Genomic DNA, 14,608 nt, shown 5'->3' with positions numbered 1-14,608 from the left:
CGGGACAACACCGGTGAGGCGTGGGGACGTTCGCGCCCCCGGACCACCCGGAGCTGTTCTGCCGCGTGCCCCCTCCGCCGGGGTCGGCCACGGGCAGCGTGAACCGCCCGGACGGCCGCCGAACGGTACGCGCGGCTCCCCGTGGGAACCGGCGCCGGAACGGCCGCCGGAACCGCTCGTCAGGAAGCCGGTGCTATCGCATCCGCCGCGATTCGGGGGACCGCCGTGCGATCGCGGAGGAGGTCCGCGGCCTTCTCCGCGATCATCACCGTGGGCGCGTTGGTGTTGCCGCGCACGATCGTCGGCATCACCGAGGCGTCGACCACCCGCAGCCCCTCGACGCCCCGCACCCGCAGGTCGGGGTCGACCACCGTGCCGATCGCGCAGGTCCCGACGGGGTGGTAGATCGTCTGCGCCTGCCGCCGGACGAAGGCCAGGATGTCGGCGTCCCCGGCGGAGGCCGGTGCGTGCAGCGGGTCGCCGCGGTGGGGTTTGAGGGCGGGCTGGCCGGCGATCTCCAGGACCACCCGTACCGCTCGCACCATGGTGTCGCGGTCCTCGGCGGTGGCGAGGTAGTTGTGCTGGACGCGGGGCTTGGTGGACGGCAGCGCGGACCGCGGAACGACGCTTCCCCGGCTGGTGGGGCACAGCAGCGCCGCCCCGATGACGAAGCCGTGCTGCGACGGGACGGCGAGGAGGTCCTCGGTGAACAGCACGGGCGCCGCGTGGATCTGCGCGTCCGGGGCCGCGAGTCCCTCGCGGGTGCGTAGGAATCCGCCGGCCTCGGCGACGTTGGAGGTGAGGGGTCCGCGGCCCGATCCGACGAGCAGGGCTACGTTGCGCTCGGTGCGGGCGGTGAGGAGGGACTCGGTGCCGGAGAGGTAGGAGACGCCGGCGTGCAGGTGGTCCTGGAGATTCTCCCCGACGGGCAGATCGACCCGCGGGGTGATGCCGCACGCGGCCAGGGTGGCGGCCGGGCCGATGCCGGAGAGCATCAGCAGATGCGGGGAGTTGTACGTGCCGGCGCAGAGCACGACCTCGCGCGCGGCGTGCAGCGCGGACACCTCGCGGGCGCGTTCGATCTCCACGCCGGTCACCCGGTCACCGTCGAACAGCAGTGGGCCGCACAGCGTGTCGGTCAGCACGTCGAGGTTGGGCCGCTCCAGCGCCGGACGCAGATAACCGACCGCGGTGCTGCACCGCATGCCGTTGCGCTGGGTGAGCTGGTAGTGGCCCACCCCGTCCTGGCGCGGTCCGTTGAAGTCCTCGTTACGGGGGTGACCGGCCTGCTGGGCCGCCTCGACGAAGGCGTCCATCATGACGTGCCGGGAGCGTCCGTCGCTGACGGTGAGCGGTCCGCCGGCACCGTGCAGGGCGGTGGCGCCGCGTTCGTTGTCCTCGGCCCGCAGGAAGTACGGCAGGACGTCCCGCCAGGCCCAGCCGGGGGCACCGTTCGCGGACCAGGCGTCGTAGTCCGCGGGGTTGCCGCGGATGTAGATCATGGCGTTCATCGAGGAGGACCCGCCGAGTACCCGGCCGCGCGGCAGCGGGGCGCGCCGACCGTCGAGGCCGGGCTCGGGGGCCGAGTGGTAGTCCCAGTCCCATGCGGAACTGAAGAGGCTCGGGAAGGCCAGCGGTGTGTGGATCTCCGGGGCCGTGTCGGGACCGCCGGCCTCCACCAGGGCCACCCGGACGCCGGGGTCCTCACTCAGCCGGGCAGCCAGTACGCAGCCGGCCGAACCGGCACCGACGATCACGTAGTCGTACACGTCCACCACCCCGCTCTCCGGTCTCCGATCTGCGCCCGCTCCGCTCCGAAGCGGAGGGACCTTCACGACTGTAGCCCCCCGATATGACGGATCGCCAGATACGGATCAATAGTGTGCTCATCGGAGTTTCCGGGCGGTATATGCACGTCAGACGTGCCGCGTTCCCGGGACCGTCCGCCTGACCCGGGCGGGCGCCTCGCCGGCGCGTCGGAGCCCGGCCTCCCGCCGACCGCCCCTGCCTGCGCCGACGGCGCGTGCGGTGAGGCAGGGGGCGAAGCCGGGGTCATGGTTGCCCAGCACCCGATCCCCTGGTCCGGGGCGGCAGCCCGTTCAGCGGTCCGGGAGCCAGTTGCCGTGGAAGCCGGCCGGAACACGGCGGGGCAGGTGGACGGTGGCCAGGGTGTCGAGAGTTTCGGCGTCGAGGATTTCCAGGTCGCTGCGGTCACGGGCGGCGTCGTGGACGAAGGCCATCAGGTAACCGGGACCGCCGACCCGGTCGTCGGCCGGCGCGAAGGCGGCCTCACCGGGGGTGCGGCCGGGGGCGAAGAGGTGGCTGGTGACCGCGCCGGTGTGCAGGTCGTAGCGGTACACGGCACCGCTGCGGTCCGCGCCGCCGGGGGTGTGGGTGGCGCTGGCGTGGCCGTACCTCGACGGCAGGCCGGCGAGGCGGTCGTCGATGCGGGGGAACTCGGCGGGGCGGTCGTCCAGTTGTTCCTCGCGGACGGTGCCGGTGGCCAGGTCGACGGTCCAGCGCCACAGCGTTCCGTGCGTGTCGACCTGTACCCCGTCGCCGAGCCGGTCGTAGCGGACGGCGTGCAGGACGAGGCGTTCGCCCTCCTCATGGGCGTTGAGGGTGTGGAAGACGTAGCAGGGCGTGATGTCGAACCAGCGGACCGGGCCGTGGGGGTCGGCGCGGTCCAGGACGCCTAGGCGGGCGCCGTGCTCGGGGGCCCAGGCCGTGCGCTACGCCTTTGAACACGGCCTCGGCTGAACCGATCCGCGCCTACGGCTCTCCGCCGGTGAGCGCAGGGGCCCGCCTCCCGTCTCCGTAACCGACGGCAACCGGCCGGAACGCCACCCGGCTCCCCCTCCGCCGGACGCCGTCCCGCCCATCGGGAAACGCGGAGACGCTCCCGCAACAGACCGGAACGGCTGTTCTCCGGTCGCGGCCGCCCCTGCATTCCGCCGGGGAAAAACGCACTGAACCGTCGAGTGCACCTTCATCTCGCGCCACTTGTTCACCCGACCCCGTATCCGCCACGAACGCTTGCCGGTCTCCGCCGGACCCCGCCCGACCAGGCATGCGGCATCAACTGCCTCCGGCGCATCGACACATCATTTCCGAAACGATCGGTAAACGCGCCACTTCTCGGGTTCCCGCACTTCGGAAGTGTGTTAAACAAGGAGTAATCAAAGGGGTATTTTGCAGCAGCTCAAGCTCGGAATCATGTCGCAGACCCGCAAGGAAAACGAGTACCGCCTGCCGATCCACCCGGCGCACTTCGAACGCATCGACGCCGATCTCCAGTCCAGCATCTATCTGCAGACCGGTTACGGAGAGCACTTCGGCGTCCCGGACAAGGACCTCGCCCCACTGGTCGCCGGTCTCCGCCCACGCGAGGAGCTGATCGAGGAGTGCGACGTCATCCTGCTGGCGAAACCGCTGCACGAGGATCTGGCGGAGCTGCGGGACGGGCAGGTGCTGTGGGGATGGCCGCACTGCGTGCAGGACGAGAAGGTCACGCAGGCCGCCATCGACCGCAGGCTCACGCTGATCGCCTTCGAGGCGATGAACCACTGGACCCGCGAGGGCACGTTCAGCCTGCACGTCTTCCACAAGAACAACGAGCTGGCCGGCTACTCCTCGGTGCTGCACGCCATGCAGCTGACCGGCACCACCGGTGACTACGGGCGCCGGCGGCGTGCGGTGGTGATCGGCTTCGGCGCCACCGCCCGCGGCGCGGTCACCGCGCTCAGCGCGCTCGGCGTGCACGACGTGGACGTGCTGACCGCCCGCGGCGTCACCGCCGTCAGCTCACCGATCCACTCCGCGCGGATGGTGCAGTTCGACCATGACGTGGCCGACGACACCCTCGACCCGCGGCGCAGCGTCGTGTTCACCGAGGGCGGCCCGGAGCCGCTCGCGGACTTCCTCGCCGACCACGACATCATCGTCAACTGCGTGCTCCAGGACACCGCGGCGCCGCTGATGTTCCTGATAAAGGAAGACCTGCCGAAGCTCGCGCCCGGCACCCTCGTCATCGACGTCTCCTGCGACGAGGGCATGGGCTTCGCGTGGGCCCGGCCCACCACGTTCAACGACCCGATGTTCACCGTCGGCGACCGCGTCCACTACTACGGCGTGGACCACAGCCCCTCCTACCTGTGGGACGCGAGCACCTGGGAGAACAGCGAGGCGCTGATCCCGTTCCTGCGGCCGGTCCTCGAAGGGCCGGCCGGCTGGGACGGTGACACCACGATCCGCCGGGCGATCGAGATCCGCGGCGGCACCGTGCAGAACCCCGCGGTCCTGGCCTTCCAGCACCGCGCGCAGGAGTACCCGCACGCGCTGGTCTGAGCCGGCGCCGCCGGGACGGTGACCAGCCGCCGCCGCCAACCCCGTGGTCCCGGGCTGACGGCGGCGGCTGGTCCTGGGCGGCCGGTCCGGCGGGTGGCTACGACGTGATGGTGATGGGCCCGTTGTTGGAGACGTTGGTCAGGTTCAGCTGGCCGAGGGTGGTCGCGGCGGCGGTGCTGCCCGGCATCACGACGTTGCTCAGGGTGACCCCGGAGATGAGGGCGCCGGGCTGGCCGTTGATGCGGGCTGCGGTGGTGCCGGCGTCGCGGACCCTCACGTTGGAGATCGTGACTCCGGTGACCGGGCCGACGCCTTGCGAGGTCTCGGTCATCATGGCGAGCCAGGTGCGGTTGTTGTCATTGGCGAAGTCGAGTCGTTCGATGTCGATGTTGTCGAACTTGATGTTCGTCGCGGCCGCTGTCCCGTATTTGTGGTCGATGCCGATGCCCACCGCGGCGTCGTAGACGACGACGTTCTCGAAGGTGACGCCGTCCTGCCCGGTGACCACGCCCTGGCCGACCTTGATGCCGTAGCAGTAGGTCCACGACAGCAGGTCGTTGAAGGTGACGTTCGACAGCGGGGTGGCCGTGCCGGGGACGGTGCTGAACATGTCGGTGGTGTCGCCCCAGGTCTTGGTGCTGAACGGGTCGTCGAGCCCGATGCCGATGGCGTGGGTGACGGTGACGTTCGAGGACTCCTGGACGTCGATGCCGTCGTCCTCGCCCATGTCGAACCGGTTGAAGAACTTGACGTTGGTGAAGGTCATGTTCGACGACCGCAGCGGGGTGACCGCCCAACTGCTGGACTCGCGGAAGGTGATGCCGTCCACCGTGAACCCGTTCGTGTAGATGGGGGCGAGCAGGTTCACCCCGAGGTTGGACGGGCCGAGCGAGGCCGCGCCGTTCCCGTCGATGATCCCGCGGCCGTAGATCTTGATGTTCGACGAGGAGTACCGCGTGGAGATGAACCAGGTCAGGTCCCGCCCCTGCGAGTCCTTGTGCCCGGTCACCACGTAGTGGGCGGCGTCTCCCGTGTAGCGCAGCACCGCGCCGCGGGCGAGGTAGAACGCGAGGTCGCTGCGCAGGTAGAGGTTGCCCAGCGTGTACACGCCGGCCGGCACGTAGACGATGCCCTGGGTGTTGTTCGCGGACCCGTACGCGGCGGCGTCGTTGAGGGCGTCCTGGAAGGCCGTCGTGGTGTAGTCGCCGGTGTTCGGCTGGGCCGAGTAGGGCGCGGCGGTCACGTTGAAGATCCCGGTGCCGCCGGTCGCGGGCGGGTCGTACTCCCCCGGGTCGGCGGCGATCACCAGGTTGGGGCGGCCGTCGACCTTGACGATCAGGTACTCGTCCTTCGGCACGGTGAAGGTCAGCGTCGGGCCGCTGACGGAGCCGACGATGCCCAGCTTCTCCGGGCTGATGCTGTACGAGCCGATGGCCGTGTCGTTGATCTTGGTCACCGCCATGGTGGCGGTGCCCGTGCCCAGGGCGAGCTGGGCGATGTCGTACCCGGTGAACTTCTGGACGGGCACCGAGGTGCCGTTGACGGTGAGTCTGTAGTCCGTCGACGCCGGATAGATCGACGGGACCGGGTACGCCCCCACGGTCCCCGCCGCGGCCGGGGCCGGGGCCGCCTGGGCGGCGTGCGGGGCTCCCAGCAGCGCCGCGGTCCCCAGCAGGAGAGCGGTCAGCCCGAAGGCAAGACAACGCCGAAGGCCCCGCAGGGCTCCGGCGGTCGGAATCAGCGGTGATCTCATCCGGTGTCCCTTTGGTCAAAGGTGGGAAGAACACGCGCCGGTCCTCTGATGCGGCGTCACATCACGCCGCCACCTACTTCATGACTTTCCTGATGACACTCCTCATGACATTAAAGAGCCGGAAAAACGCTGTCAATGGTCCATACCAAGACCCGCGACGAACCGGTCAGGGGCGCGGGGGCCCGCGCGGGTGGCGTTCCTGGGGGCGGCGGGGTCTGCGCGGGTGGCGTTCCGGGAGCAGCGGCGTCGGCGCAAGTGGCGTGCGGGGGCACCGGATTCGGCGCGGGCGCGCGAGGCCGTGGCCGGTGGCGCGGAGCGTGCCGCATGCGTCGGTGTGTGCGTCCGTGCGCTCTCCCCTGCGGCACGGGGGCGCTGCCATCGTGGTTCGTATGACCACATCAGAGGGTACTGAGGAGTCGGCGGACGAGCTGGTCCGCGAGGCGATGCAACTCCAGCTCGCGGGCGCCCAACGCACCGCCGACCACGCCGCCGGCCGCCCGTGGCCACCGGAACGGGACCGTGAGTACTTCCAGTGGTACGTCGAGCACGCCGACCGTATGGAGGCGATCGCTCCGGGGGCGCTCGATCCCCGGGCGGTGGCGTCCGTACGCGCCGAGTTGGCGAAGCTGGAGTAACGGCACGCCGGCCGCGTTCCGGACGATGCGCGTCCTCGCCGGGGCCGGAGGGTCACGTGGTATTCGCCTTCAACCCACGAGACGGGCTCCCCCAGGAAGTACGAGGACCGCAGGGTCCTCCAACCGGGCGTCGGCCCGGGATGCGCAGAGCGTGGACGGCCGCCGGGCAGAGCGGCCGTCCACCGTGGTCACCCCGTGGTGGACCGGTTGATGGTCAGCACGGTGCTGGCGGTGGCCAGCGGTGTCCCGTCCTGGGACAGTTGCACCGTCACCGTCAGCCGGTCGGCGGTGCAGCCGACGGGGACCGTGTAGGTCGTGGCGGTGGTCTCCTCGGTGTGCGCCGGGAGGGCCTGTGAGCGCGGCAGCGGGTCGATGACGGGGCAGCCGGCGGGAATGCCGGTGCCGGTCAGCGAGGAGAAGTGGCCGGTCCACTGCTCGCTGACCGTCTGTGCCTGCGCCGTGCAGTTCGTCACGGCCAGCACGGCGGAGGAGTCCCCGCCGGGCAGGACCGCGGCGGGCGTGAACGCGAAGCCGTCGACCTCGATCACCCCCGAGCACGCGCTGACCGAGGGGGCGGGCGAGGGCGCGGCGGCCCAGGCCGAACCTCCTCCCGTCAGCAGCACGGCGGCCCCTGCCGCTGTCACGCAGATGCTTCTCAGCACGTTGTTTCCTTCCCCCACAGGACGCCGTGGCGCCCGAGCCGACTGACCGGCCATCAAAGTGACGTGGGGGTGGCCGGATTGGCAACAAGCAGGGCGGATCGTCCGTCCCCACTAGACGCGAACCGGCCAGATTCCACTTCGCCGGCCGCTGACCGCCACGACGACGGTGGGCCTTGTTCGGCACGTCGTGCGTTCACGACCATTTCGGCACGTCGTGCGTTCACGACAATCTCAGCAGGTCGTGCGTTCACAACGGCCGGGCACGACCCCGGTGCCGGGTGTGCCGTTGCCCGGCCTGCCTGGCCGGCGCCCGCTCCCGAACACGCCGCCCCTGCCTGCGGGGTTCGCAACGGTGGCGCCCACGGCCCTCGGGCAGTCCCGCCGGTCGGGATCAGCCCTGGTTGACGGGCTGGGCGGAGAAGCTGTCGTGCCAGACGGCCTGCGCGCCCGAGTCGCCGATCCGGTAGACCTGCGTGACCGATCCGACGCCGGCGACCAGCGACAGGACGATCGCGACGACCCGCACCGGAACACGCAGGATCGCCGTTCCACCGCCCCAGCCGGTCGACCGGGCGGTCTCCGAGGCGAACGGAGCCCGGCGACCCGACCACCACACGGCGACCGTGACGGCGAACAGGGCGATCGCCCAGGGGAGCAGGGTGCCGCCGAGCCCGGCGCGCCGGTTCACCAGCGGGTCGGCGGGCACGCGCCGCTTCAGCCACTCACCCGCGTGCGTGGTCAACGGCACGCTCACGAGTGCGACCAGGGCGAGCCCCGGCAGCACGATGCCCAGCCTGCGGATCCAGGACGGCGACGGCGCACACCACCAGGGCCAGCGCTGCGAGCGGCACCAGGATCACCACGGCGTGCACCAGCAGCGCGTGGGCGGGGAGACCGTACGCGGCCTGGGAACCCGTGCTCGGCGCGGAAGCCGTGGGTCACGTTCGCAGCGCACCACGTGCTGCGTGGATCACCGGTCCTTGAACTCCTCGATGGCCGTCCGGATCGCCTGGTGCATCGCGTCGCTTCCGGCGTGCCCCGAGTCCTCGATGATGTGCAGTCGCGCGTCCGGCCATGCCTTCGCCAGCTCCCACGCCGTCCGCACCGGGCTGCCCATGTCGTGCCGCCCGTGGACCAGCACCGCCGGGATACCGGCCAACTTGTGGGCGTTGCGCAGCAGTTGGTCCTCCTCAAGCCACGCGCCGTTGCTGAAGAAGTGGGCGCAGATGCGGACGAACGCGATCCGGTCGTCGACCTCGCGGTCGCTGTACATGCCGGGGACGCCGTTGGGTTCGCCGGAGATGACCGCGTCCTCCCAGGTGAGCCAGTCGGTGGCGGCCTTCTCGCGGATCGCCCGGTCGGGGTGCTCCATCAGCCGCGCGTAGGCCGCGAGCAGGTCGCCGTCCCGCTCGTCCGCGGGGACGCCGTCGCGGAACCGGTCCCATGCCTCGGGGTGGAAGCGCCCGGCGCCGCGGTAGAGCCAGTCGATCTCGGAGCGGCGGGTCGTCGTCACCGCCGGGATGATCATCTCGCTGACCCGCTCGGGGTGTTGTTGCGCGTAGGCCAGGACGAGCGTCGAGCCCCAGGACGCGCCGTTCAGCAGCCACCGTTCGATGCCCAGGTGCTCGCGCAGCCGCTCCATGTCGTCGATCAGGTGCCGCGTGGTGTTCAGGCTCATGTCCGCCGCCGGGTCGCTGGCGTGCGGGGTGCTGCGACCGCAGTTGCGCTGGTCGAAGCGGATCAGGCGGTACCGGTCGGGGTCCCAGGCCCTCGTCGGCCGCCGTGACGCGCCGGACCCCGGGCCGCCGTGCACGTTGAGGGCGGGCTTGCCTTCGGGGTTGCCGAGTTGTTCGAAGTAGACGCGGTTGCCGTCTCCGGTGTCGAGGAATCCGGAGTCGTAGGGACTGGTCGGAGGATAGGGATCAACCATAACCGGCGATCCTAGGTGGTGATCATGGTGGGGCCCGGTGAATTTTCCCCCACCTTCCCCACACACATGGGCGTTGGGCCGGCGGGTCGGCCGAAGTGTCGCGCGGCCGCACCGAAGGCGTCGCGGAGGACGACGCCGGGCTGGAGCAGGGCGGTGCAGGAATGCCGGTCCTGCGGGGTCACCAGCGGTGACTTCGCGGTCGTTCCGGGCGATCCGGTCGGTGGGGAACGGCCGGTGGATCGCCGCCGCCGGGCCGGTCCGCACAGCGCGGTGACGGCTCGGCCGTGATCACCGACAGTGGCCGGACGCCACGCCGGTGGCGGGCGCGCGGGTTGCCAGGAGGACACGACATGCGGGATCGTTGCCCCAAGGCAACGATTTCTTCGAGTCGATGAGGTGAGGGATTCGCCCAGCGGGTCCTCAACATTTGGTCACCACCCAAGCGCGAACCGGTGCCGACACAGAGCCTGGCTCCCCCTGGAGCGACGCCCCGTATCCCGTCCTGGTCGCTGACGTCCGGGGCACGGTCGTCGTGCGCAACGACGCCGCCGGACTGCTGCTGCCGGCGGCCCGTCCCGGGACGTGTCTGGCGGACGTGGCCCCGGGCTGGCTGTCGGTGGCGCACGACGCGTTGCGGTGCCCCGATACGGCGGCCGACCGGGCGGCGCAACCACCGCTTTCGGGGGTGATCGGTGAGCGCAGCTTCGAGGCGCATCCCAGCGTGCGGGCCGACGGCACGGTGGTGTGGTGGCTGGTCGACGACACCGATCACCGGCTGGTGCGGGAGGCACTGCACATGGAGCGCGAGCGCACCGCGTTCCTGGCCAAGGTCTCCAGCATGCTGCTGTCCTCCCTCAACCTGGGGCGTTGCATGGATGTGACCGCGCAGATGGCCGCGGACAACCTCGCCGACGCGGCGCTGGTCATCGCGCCGGCGCAGGGGCCGCAACTGCCGGTGGTGACCTGCCTGCGCGGCGGCCACCCCGTGCTGTCCCACGAGTCGGTGGACCCCGACGACGTGCCGGGTCTCGGCGAGGCGCTGCGCGGCTTCCCGCCGGTGCCTTCGCGCTGGATCGATCCGGCCGCCGCGCCGGAGTGGATGGTGCCCGAGGGCTTCGGCCCGATCGGCTCGATAGTCGTCACCCCGCTGCCCGGTCACGGCGTACCGGCCGGTGCCCTCGTGCTGTTGCGCCGTTCGCAGACGGCGGCGTTCACCGAGGGCGAGGAAGTCTTCGCCCGGCTGTTCGCCGCCCGTGCGGGAGCGGCGATGTCGGCCGCCCGCCTGTACGCGGAGCAGGCGTCGATCACCGAGATCCTGATGCGGGAGCTGCTTCCGCCGTCGCTGCACCAGATCTCCGGGGTGGACTTCGCCGGCGGCTACCGGCCGTCGATGGACCACGACCGGGTCGGCGGTGACTTCTACGACGTGCACCCCGCGGTCGTCGACGGCGAGGCGTCGCTGGTCGCGCTCGGCGACGTGTGCGGCAAGGGGCTGGAAGCCGCCGTGCTGACCGGCAAGATCCGCAACACCCTGCACGCCCTGCTCCCGCTGGCCGACGACCACCAGCGGATGATCAGCCTGCTGAACACCGCGCTGCTCAACTCCCACCACACCCGGTTCGCGACCCTGGTCCTGGCCTCCGCCGTACGCAAGGGCAACGCGGTGGACCTGCGGCTGACCAGCGCCGGCCATCCGAGGCCGCTGATCCTGCGCGCGAGCGGCGCGGTGGAGGAGGCCCGCACCCACGGCACCCTGGTGGGGGCCCTGCCCAACGTGCCCACCCACACCGCCGCCCTCACCCTGGCGCCCGGCGAGTCCTGCGTGCTCTACACCGACGGGATCACCGAGGCCAAGGGCGGGCCGATGGGCGGCACCCAGTTCGGTGACGAACGCCTCCAGCGCGCCCTGTCGGAGTGCGCGGGCATGCCGTCCGAGAGCATCGTGGAACGCATCCAGATGCTCGCCTCCCAGTGGGTCGGCGACGGTTCCCACGACGACATGGCCGTCGTCGTGATCTCCGCACCGCGCACCCGGCATCTCAGTGCGGTGAACGGGCACACCCGGGGCAGGTTCACCGCATGAGCACCCGCACGTCCCACCGCCTGCGCGGCGACGAAGCAGTCCGGCAGCTGGCCGACGAACTGTGGGAGGCCGTCTCGGCGGCCGACGAGTACACGGCCACCGACCTGGTGCTGCGCGCCGTGGACGACGGTGTCGACCCGGAGAGCGTGCTGCTGGACGTGATCGCCCCGGTCCAGGGCAAGGTGGGCCGCGAGTGGGCCGCAAACCGCCTCAGCGTGGCGCAGGAACACGCCGCGACCGCCGTCAACGAACGGGCCGTCGCCGCACTCGCCCTGCACCCCGCAGCCCGCACCGCTCCCGAACGCGGCCGGATCACGGTGGCCTGCGTCGACGGCGAATGGCACGCGCTGCCCGCCCGCCTGCTGGCCGAGGTGCTGAAACTGCGCGGCTGGCGGGTGGACTACCTCGGCGCCCAGGTCCCCACCCCGCACCTCATCACCCACCTGCACCGCACCGCCGCCGACGCGGTCGCCCTGTCCGGTTCGATAGCGACCCGGCTGCCCACCGCGCACGCCGCGATCACCGCCTGCCAGTCGGTCGGCGCACCCGTCCTGGTGGGAGGCGCCGCCTTCGGGCCCGACGGCCGCTACGCCCGCCGGCTCGGCGCCGACGCCTGGGCACCCGACGCCCGCGCCGCGGCCGACCGCCTCGCCGGGCAACCGCTGGCACGACCGCAGCCCGACCACCAGCAGCTGGACGACCTGCCCCACCTGGCCGACCAGGAATACACCATGGTCGCCCGGGGCAGCGCCTCGCTCGTGCGCACCGTCTTCACCGCCCTGGAGGACGCGTTCCCCGCCATGCGCGCGTACAGCGAACTCCAGCGCGAGCACACGGCGGAGGACCTCGCACACATCGTGGAGTTCCTCGCCACGGCCCTGTACCTCGGCGACGAGGAACTCTTCACCGGGTTCATCACCTGGACCGCCGAGATCCTCACCGCGCGCGGCGTGCCCGCCCACAGCCTGCCGCCGGCCCTGGGCATCCTGGCCCGTGAACTCAAGGACTTCCCCCGGGCCACCCGCATCCTCCGCCGCGGCACCGACGCACTCATCCCTCTCCACGCCACCACCGCCGGGAACCGAGCATGACCATGATGCCCTCCGCCCGTCTGCGCCTGACCACGGTCGACACCGAGGCCACCGTCCGCATCGAGCTGCGGGGCGACCTCGACTACGACAACGCCGACCGCCTCCTGGCCGCCGTCACCGGGCAACTCGCCGGCCGGCCGCGCCTGGAGCACCTGCACCTGCACTGCGCCGGGCTGGGCACCGTCGACTCCATGGGGCTGTCCGTCCTGCTGATGATCCACCGCCGCACCGGCGAAGCCGGCGTCCGCCTCCATCTGGACGACCGCACCGCACGGCTGGACCGGCTGCTGACCATCACCGGTACCCTGGAACACCTCACGGCGTCCCCCAACGGCGCCGCGAGCTCTCCCGCCGGCGCGGGGGAGTCCCCCAAGAACAGCGCGGAAGCGAGAGCGGCCCGCCCCACCGGACCGGACGGCACCACCTGACGCCACTGCCCGCCCCCGTACGGAACGCTCGCACGGGACGGGGACACACATACCGATGGGGAAGCAGATGCCAGCGCCAGATCTCGTCCCGGGCGGGTTCTCCCACCAGGCCACCCAGTCCGCCAGCGGCATCATCGAACTCCTCCACGTGATGGGGGAACGCGCCAGGGAGTCCGCCGGCACCGCTCCGGCCTCCGCCTCCCAACTGCGCCTGATGTACATCGTCGACCGCGACGAGGGCATCCGGATGCGGACCCTGTGCCGGCGGCTCGGCACCGCGCCCCCGTCCGTCAGCCGGCTGTGCGACCGCCTGCAGGCCATCGGCTTCCTGGAGCGGCTGCCGAGCCCCGACAGCGGACGGGAAGTCACCCTGCGGCTGACCACCGCGGGCAGGGCACACCTGGAACGCATCCGCGAGCAGCGCGAGAGCGTTCTCCAGCACGCCATCGACGCCATGCCCCCGGCCGAGCGGCGCGCACTGGCCATAGGACTCGCGGGACTCCACGGCCAACTCAGCACGACCGCCGACGACCACGGCACCCCCGGCACCGTCTCCGCGGCCTGACTGCCGCCACCGGGAACGCGTCCCGCGGCGGTGCGGGGGATGTCGTACGGGGGGCTTCCGCACGGAGTCGCAGGGCGTACGGGGACTCCGGCACGGAGTCGCAGATTGTGGACTGCCGCACGGAGTCGCAGGTTGTACGGGGCCGTCGCACGGAGTCGCAGGTCCTACGGGGGGCTTCCGCACGGAGGAGTGTCACGAGGCCGAACTGTCCTACGGCGGGCGGCTGTTGGGTAGGACGCGGTCGTCGTCGAAGCGTCGCCGTCGGGTGCGGACACCTGAACGGCCTGCGGCGAAGCGATGACGCGCCGGCCGTCGGCACGGCCTCACCGGCGCAGTTGGCGGTCGCGGCACGACGGCATCCACATCGGCATCGACATCGGCGACGTGTGCGCTCGGCCTCGACCGTCTCGTACCGCTGACCGAGGTGTGGAACTCCGGCGCCACGGTGGGCCCCTCCCCTGCCGCGTCGCCCACGCCAACTACCGTGACGGGTAACGGCGTTGCCCCGTCGTCCGTGCCCGGCCCAAGCGATCCTGGCCGACCGGGGCCCGCGCAGCCAGAGGCCCCCGGTCACCGCCGCCACCTGCCGCCGCAGCGCCGAGCGGCTCCCGGTGCATCCCACTTGGGGCCGACCGCCGATCCGCCGGCCGAGGGCACCGACGTGGGATCGGGCGAGCGGCGTGCAGTCGATGCCGCCATCACCGCACCGGCCCCCGCTGTCGCCGTACCGGAGGTGAACATCTCCTGCCAGTCCTCCGGACCCATGCACTTCAGCCCCGGCGTCCAGGTCGCCTCGCTGGCCCAGCACATCACCTACGACGGCCAGCGCGGCATGTGCAACGACAACAGCGGTGAGCGCATCACCAGCGCCCGTCCGACCGCCGCCCCCGAACAGCGTTGCGCGGCAGTCTCATCCGCGTTGTCTTGACGCGGTCGGCGACGTACCGACAACGCAGGCGACGACCGCGTCGCACCACGTGTCGGCATTGCGGGGCGCTGCCGACCTCGAAGAAGTCAACGGTGCCGGCTTACGGACCGCCGGCGCCCTGGACGCCGGGCGCCGGGCGCCGGCCGGCCGCGGCGGTTCGGGCGGGAAACGAGAGCGCCCGCCACC

The 14,608-nt window shown here is 71.6% G+C and carries 13 protein-coding genes; 7 read left to right on the top strand and 6 right to left on the bottom strand.

The window, feature by feature from the left end; all coding sequences use genetic code 11:
* Positions 1-179: 179 nt before the first annotated feature.
* Both POF43_RS00790 and POF43_RS00785 read right to left on the bottom strand, forming a co-directional pair.
* Entirely contained in the window at positions 180-1,775 is a 1,596-nt protein-coding gene (locus tag POF43_RS00790) for a GMC family oxidoreductase (RefSeq protein WP_271322236.1), read from the bottom strand.
* Between the two features lie 324 nt (positions 1,776-2,099).
* Positions 2,100-2,690, bottom strand: a complete 591-nt coding sequence (locus POF43_RS00785) for a carotenoid oxygenase family protein (protein WP_308217714.1) — start codon at positions 2,688-2,690, stop codon at positions 2,100-2,102.
* Between the two features lie 502 nt (positions 2,691-3,192).
* Here POF43_RS00785 and POF43_RS00780 point away from each other — a divergent pair.
* Positions 3,193-4,347, top strand: coding sequence for a N(5)-(carboxyethyl)ornithine synthase (locus POF43_RS00780; protein ID WP_271322234.1), 1,155 nt, complete (start codon positions 3,193-3,195; stop codon positions 4,345-4,347).
* Positions 4,348-4,444: 97 nt separating this feature from the next.
* Here POF43_RS00780 and POF43_RS00775 read toward each other — a convergent pair whose 3' ends face one another.
* A complete protein-coding gene (locus tag POF43_RS00775) occupies positions 4,445-6,100 on the bottom strand; it encodes a glycosyl hydrolase family 28 protein (protein WP_271322233.1) in 1,656 nt (551 codons plus the stop codon).
* 389 nt (positions 6,101-6,489) lie between these two features.
* Between POF43_RS00775 and POF43_RS00770 the strand changes: the two genes are divergently transcribed.
* Complete coding sequence (locus POF43_RS00770) at positions 6,490-6,735, top strand: hypothetical protein (RefSeq protein WP_271312853.1); 246 nt, start codon at positions 6,490-6,492, stop codon at positions 6,733-6,735.
* 188 nt (positions 6,736-6,923) lie between these two features.
* On the opposite strand, the gene POF43_RS00765 is transcribed toward POF43_RS00770, so the two are convergent.
* From POF43_RS00765 to pip, 3 genes are all read right to left on the bottom strand, one after another.
* Positions 6,924-7,397, bottom strand: coding sequence for a hypothetical protein (locus POF43_RS00765; RefSeq protein WP_271322232.1), 474 nt, complete (start codon positions 7,395-7,397; stop codon positions 6,924-6,926).
* A 391-nt stretch (positions 7,398-7,788) separates the two neighbouring features.
* A complete protein-coding gene (locus POF43_RS00760) occupies positions 7,789-8,181 on the bottom strand; it encodes a hypothetical protein (protein WP_271322231.1) in 393 nt (130 codons plus the stop codon).
* A gap of 186 nt (positions 8,182-8,367) precedes the next feature.
* Entirely contained in the window at positions 8,368-9,327 is a 960-nt protein-coding gene (pip, locus tag POF43_RS00755; RefSeq protein WP_271322230.1) for a prolyl aminopeptidase, read from the bottom strand.
* A gap of 532 nt (positions 9,328-9,859) precedes the next feature.
* Between pip and POF43_RS00750 the strand changes: the two genes are divergently transcribed.
* The 5 genes from POF43_RS00750 to POF43_RS00730 all read left to right on the top strand — a co-directional run bounded on the left by POF43_RS00750 (position 9,860) and on the right by POF43_RS00730 (position 14,422).
* A complete protein-coding gene (locus POF43_RS00750) occupies positions 9,860-11,410 on the top strand; it encodes a PP2C family protein-serine/threonine phosphatase (protein WP_271322229.1) in 1,551 nt (516 codons plus the stop codon).
* A complete protein-coding gene (locus POF43_RS00745; protein WP_271322228.1) occupies positions 11,407-12,501 on the top strand; it encodes a cobalamin B12-binding domain-containing protein in 1,095 nt (364 codons plus the stop codon). The genes POF43_RS00750 and POF43_RS00745 overlap by 4 nt, the downstream gene beginning before the upstream one ends.
* Positions 12,498-12,929 (top strand): STAS domain-containing protein, encoded by a 432-nt coding sequence (locus POF43_RS00740; RefSeq protein WP_271312859.1) that lies wholly within the window; start codon positions 12,498-12,500, stop codon positions 12,927-12,929. The genes POF43_RS00745 and POF43_RS00740 overlap by 4 nt, the downstream gene beginning before the upstream one ends.
* Positions 12,930-12,996: 67 nt before the next feature.
* On the top strand, positions 12,997-13,494 hold the full coding sequence (locus POF43_RS00735) for a MarR family winged helix-turn-helix transcriptional regulator (RefSeq protein WP_271312860.1): 498 nt from the start codon (positions 12,997-12,999) through the stop codon (positions 13,492-13,494).
* Positions 13,495-14,116: 622 nt separating this feature from the next.
* A complete protein-coding gene (locus tag POF43_RS00730; RefSeq protein WP_271322227.1) occupies positions 14,117-14,422 on the top strand; it encodes a hypothetical protein in 306 nt (101 codons plus the stop codon).
* Positions 14,423-14,608: the final 186 nt, after the last annotated feature.

Origin of the sequence: Streptantibioticus silvisoli (assembly GCF_027947535.2) — a bacterium.
Taxonomy (GTDB): domain Bacteria; phylum Actinomycetota; class Actinomycetes; order Streptomycetales; family Streptomycetaceae; genus Streptantibioticus_C; species Streptantibioticus_C silvisoli.
The sequence above is the reverse complement of the archived record's forward strand: the minus strand, read 5'-3'. Positions and strand labels throughout refer to the sequence as shown.

What these genes read in the sequence shown, in the direction of transcription:
- POF43_RS00745 (WP_271322228.1), top strand. Translation starts at nt 11,407, where the DNA reads ATGAGCACCCGCACGTCCCACCGCCTGCGCGGCGACGAAGCAGTCCGG.
- POF43_RS00775 (WP_271322233.1), bottom strand. Translation starts at nt 6,100, where the DNA reads ATGAGATCACCGCTGATTCCGACCGCCGGAGCCCTGCGGGGCCTTCGG.
- pip (WP_271322230.1), bottom strand. Translation starts at nt 9,327, where the DNA reads ATGGTTGATCCCTATCCTCCGACCAGTCCCTACGACTCCGGATTCCTC.
- POF43_RS00770 (WP_271312853.1), top strand. Translation starts at nt 6,490, where the DNA reads ATGACCACATCAGAGGGTACTGAGGAGTCGGCGGACGAGCTGGTCCGC.
- POF43_RS00740 (WP_271312859.1), top strand. Translation starts at nt 12,498, where the DNA reads ATGACCATGATGCCCTCCGCCCGTCTGCGCCTGACCACGGTCGACACC.
- POF43_RS00735 (WP_271312860.1), top strand. Translation starts at nt 12,997, where the DNA reads ATGCCAGCGCCAGATCTCGTCCCGGGCGGGTTCTCCCACCAGGCCACC.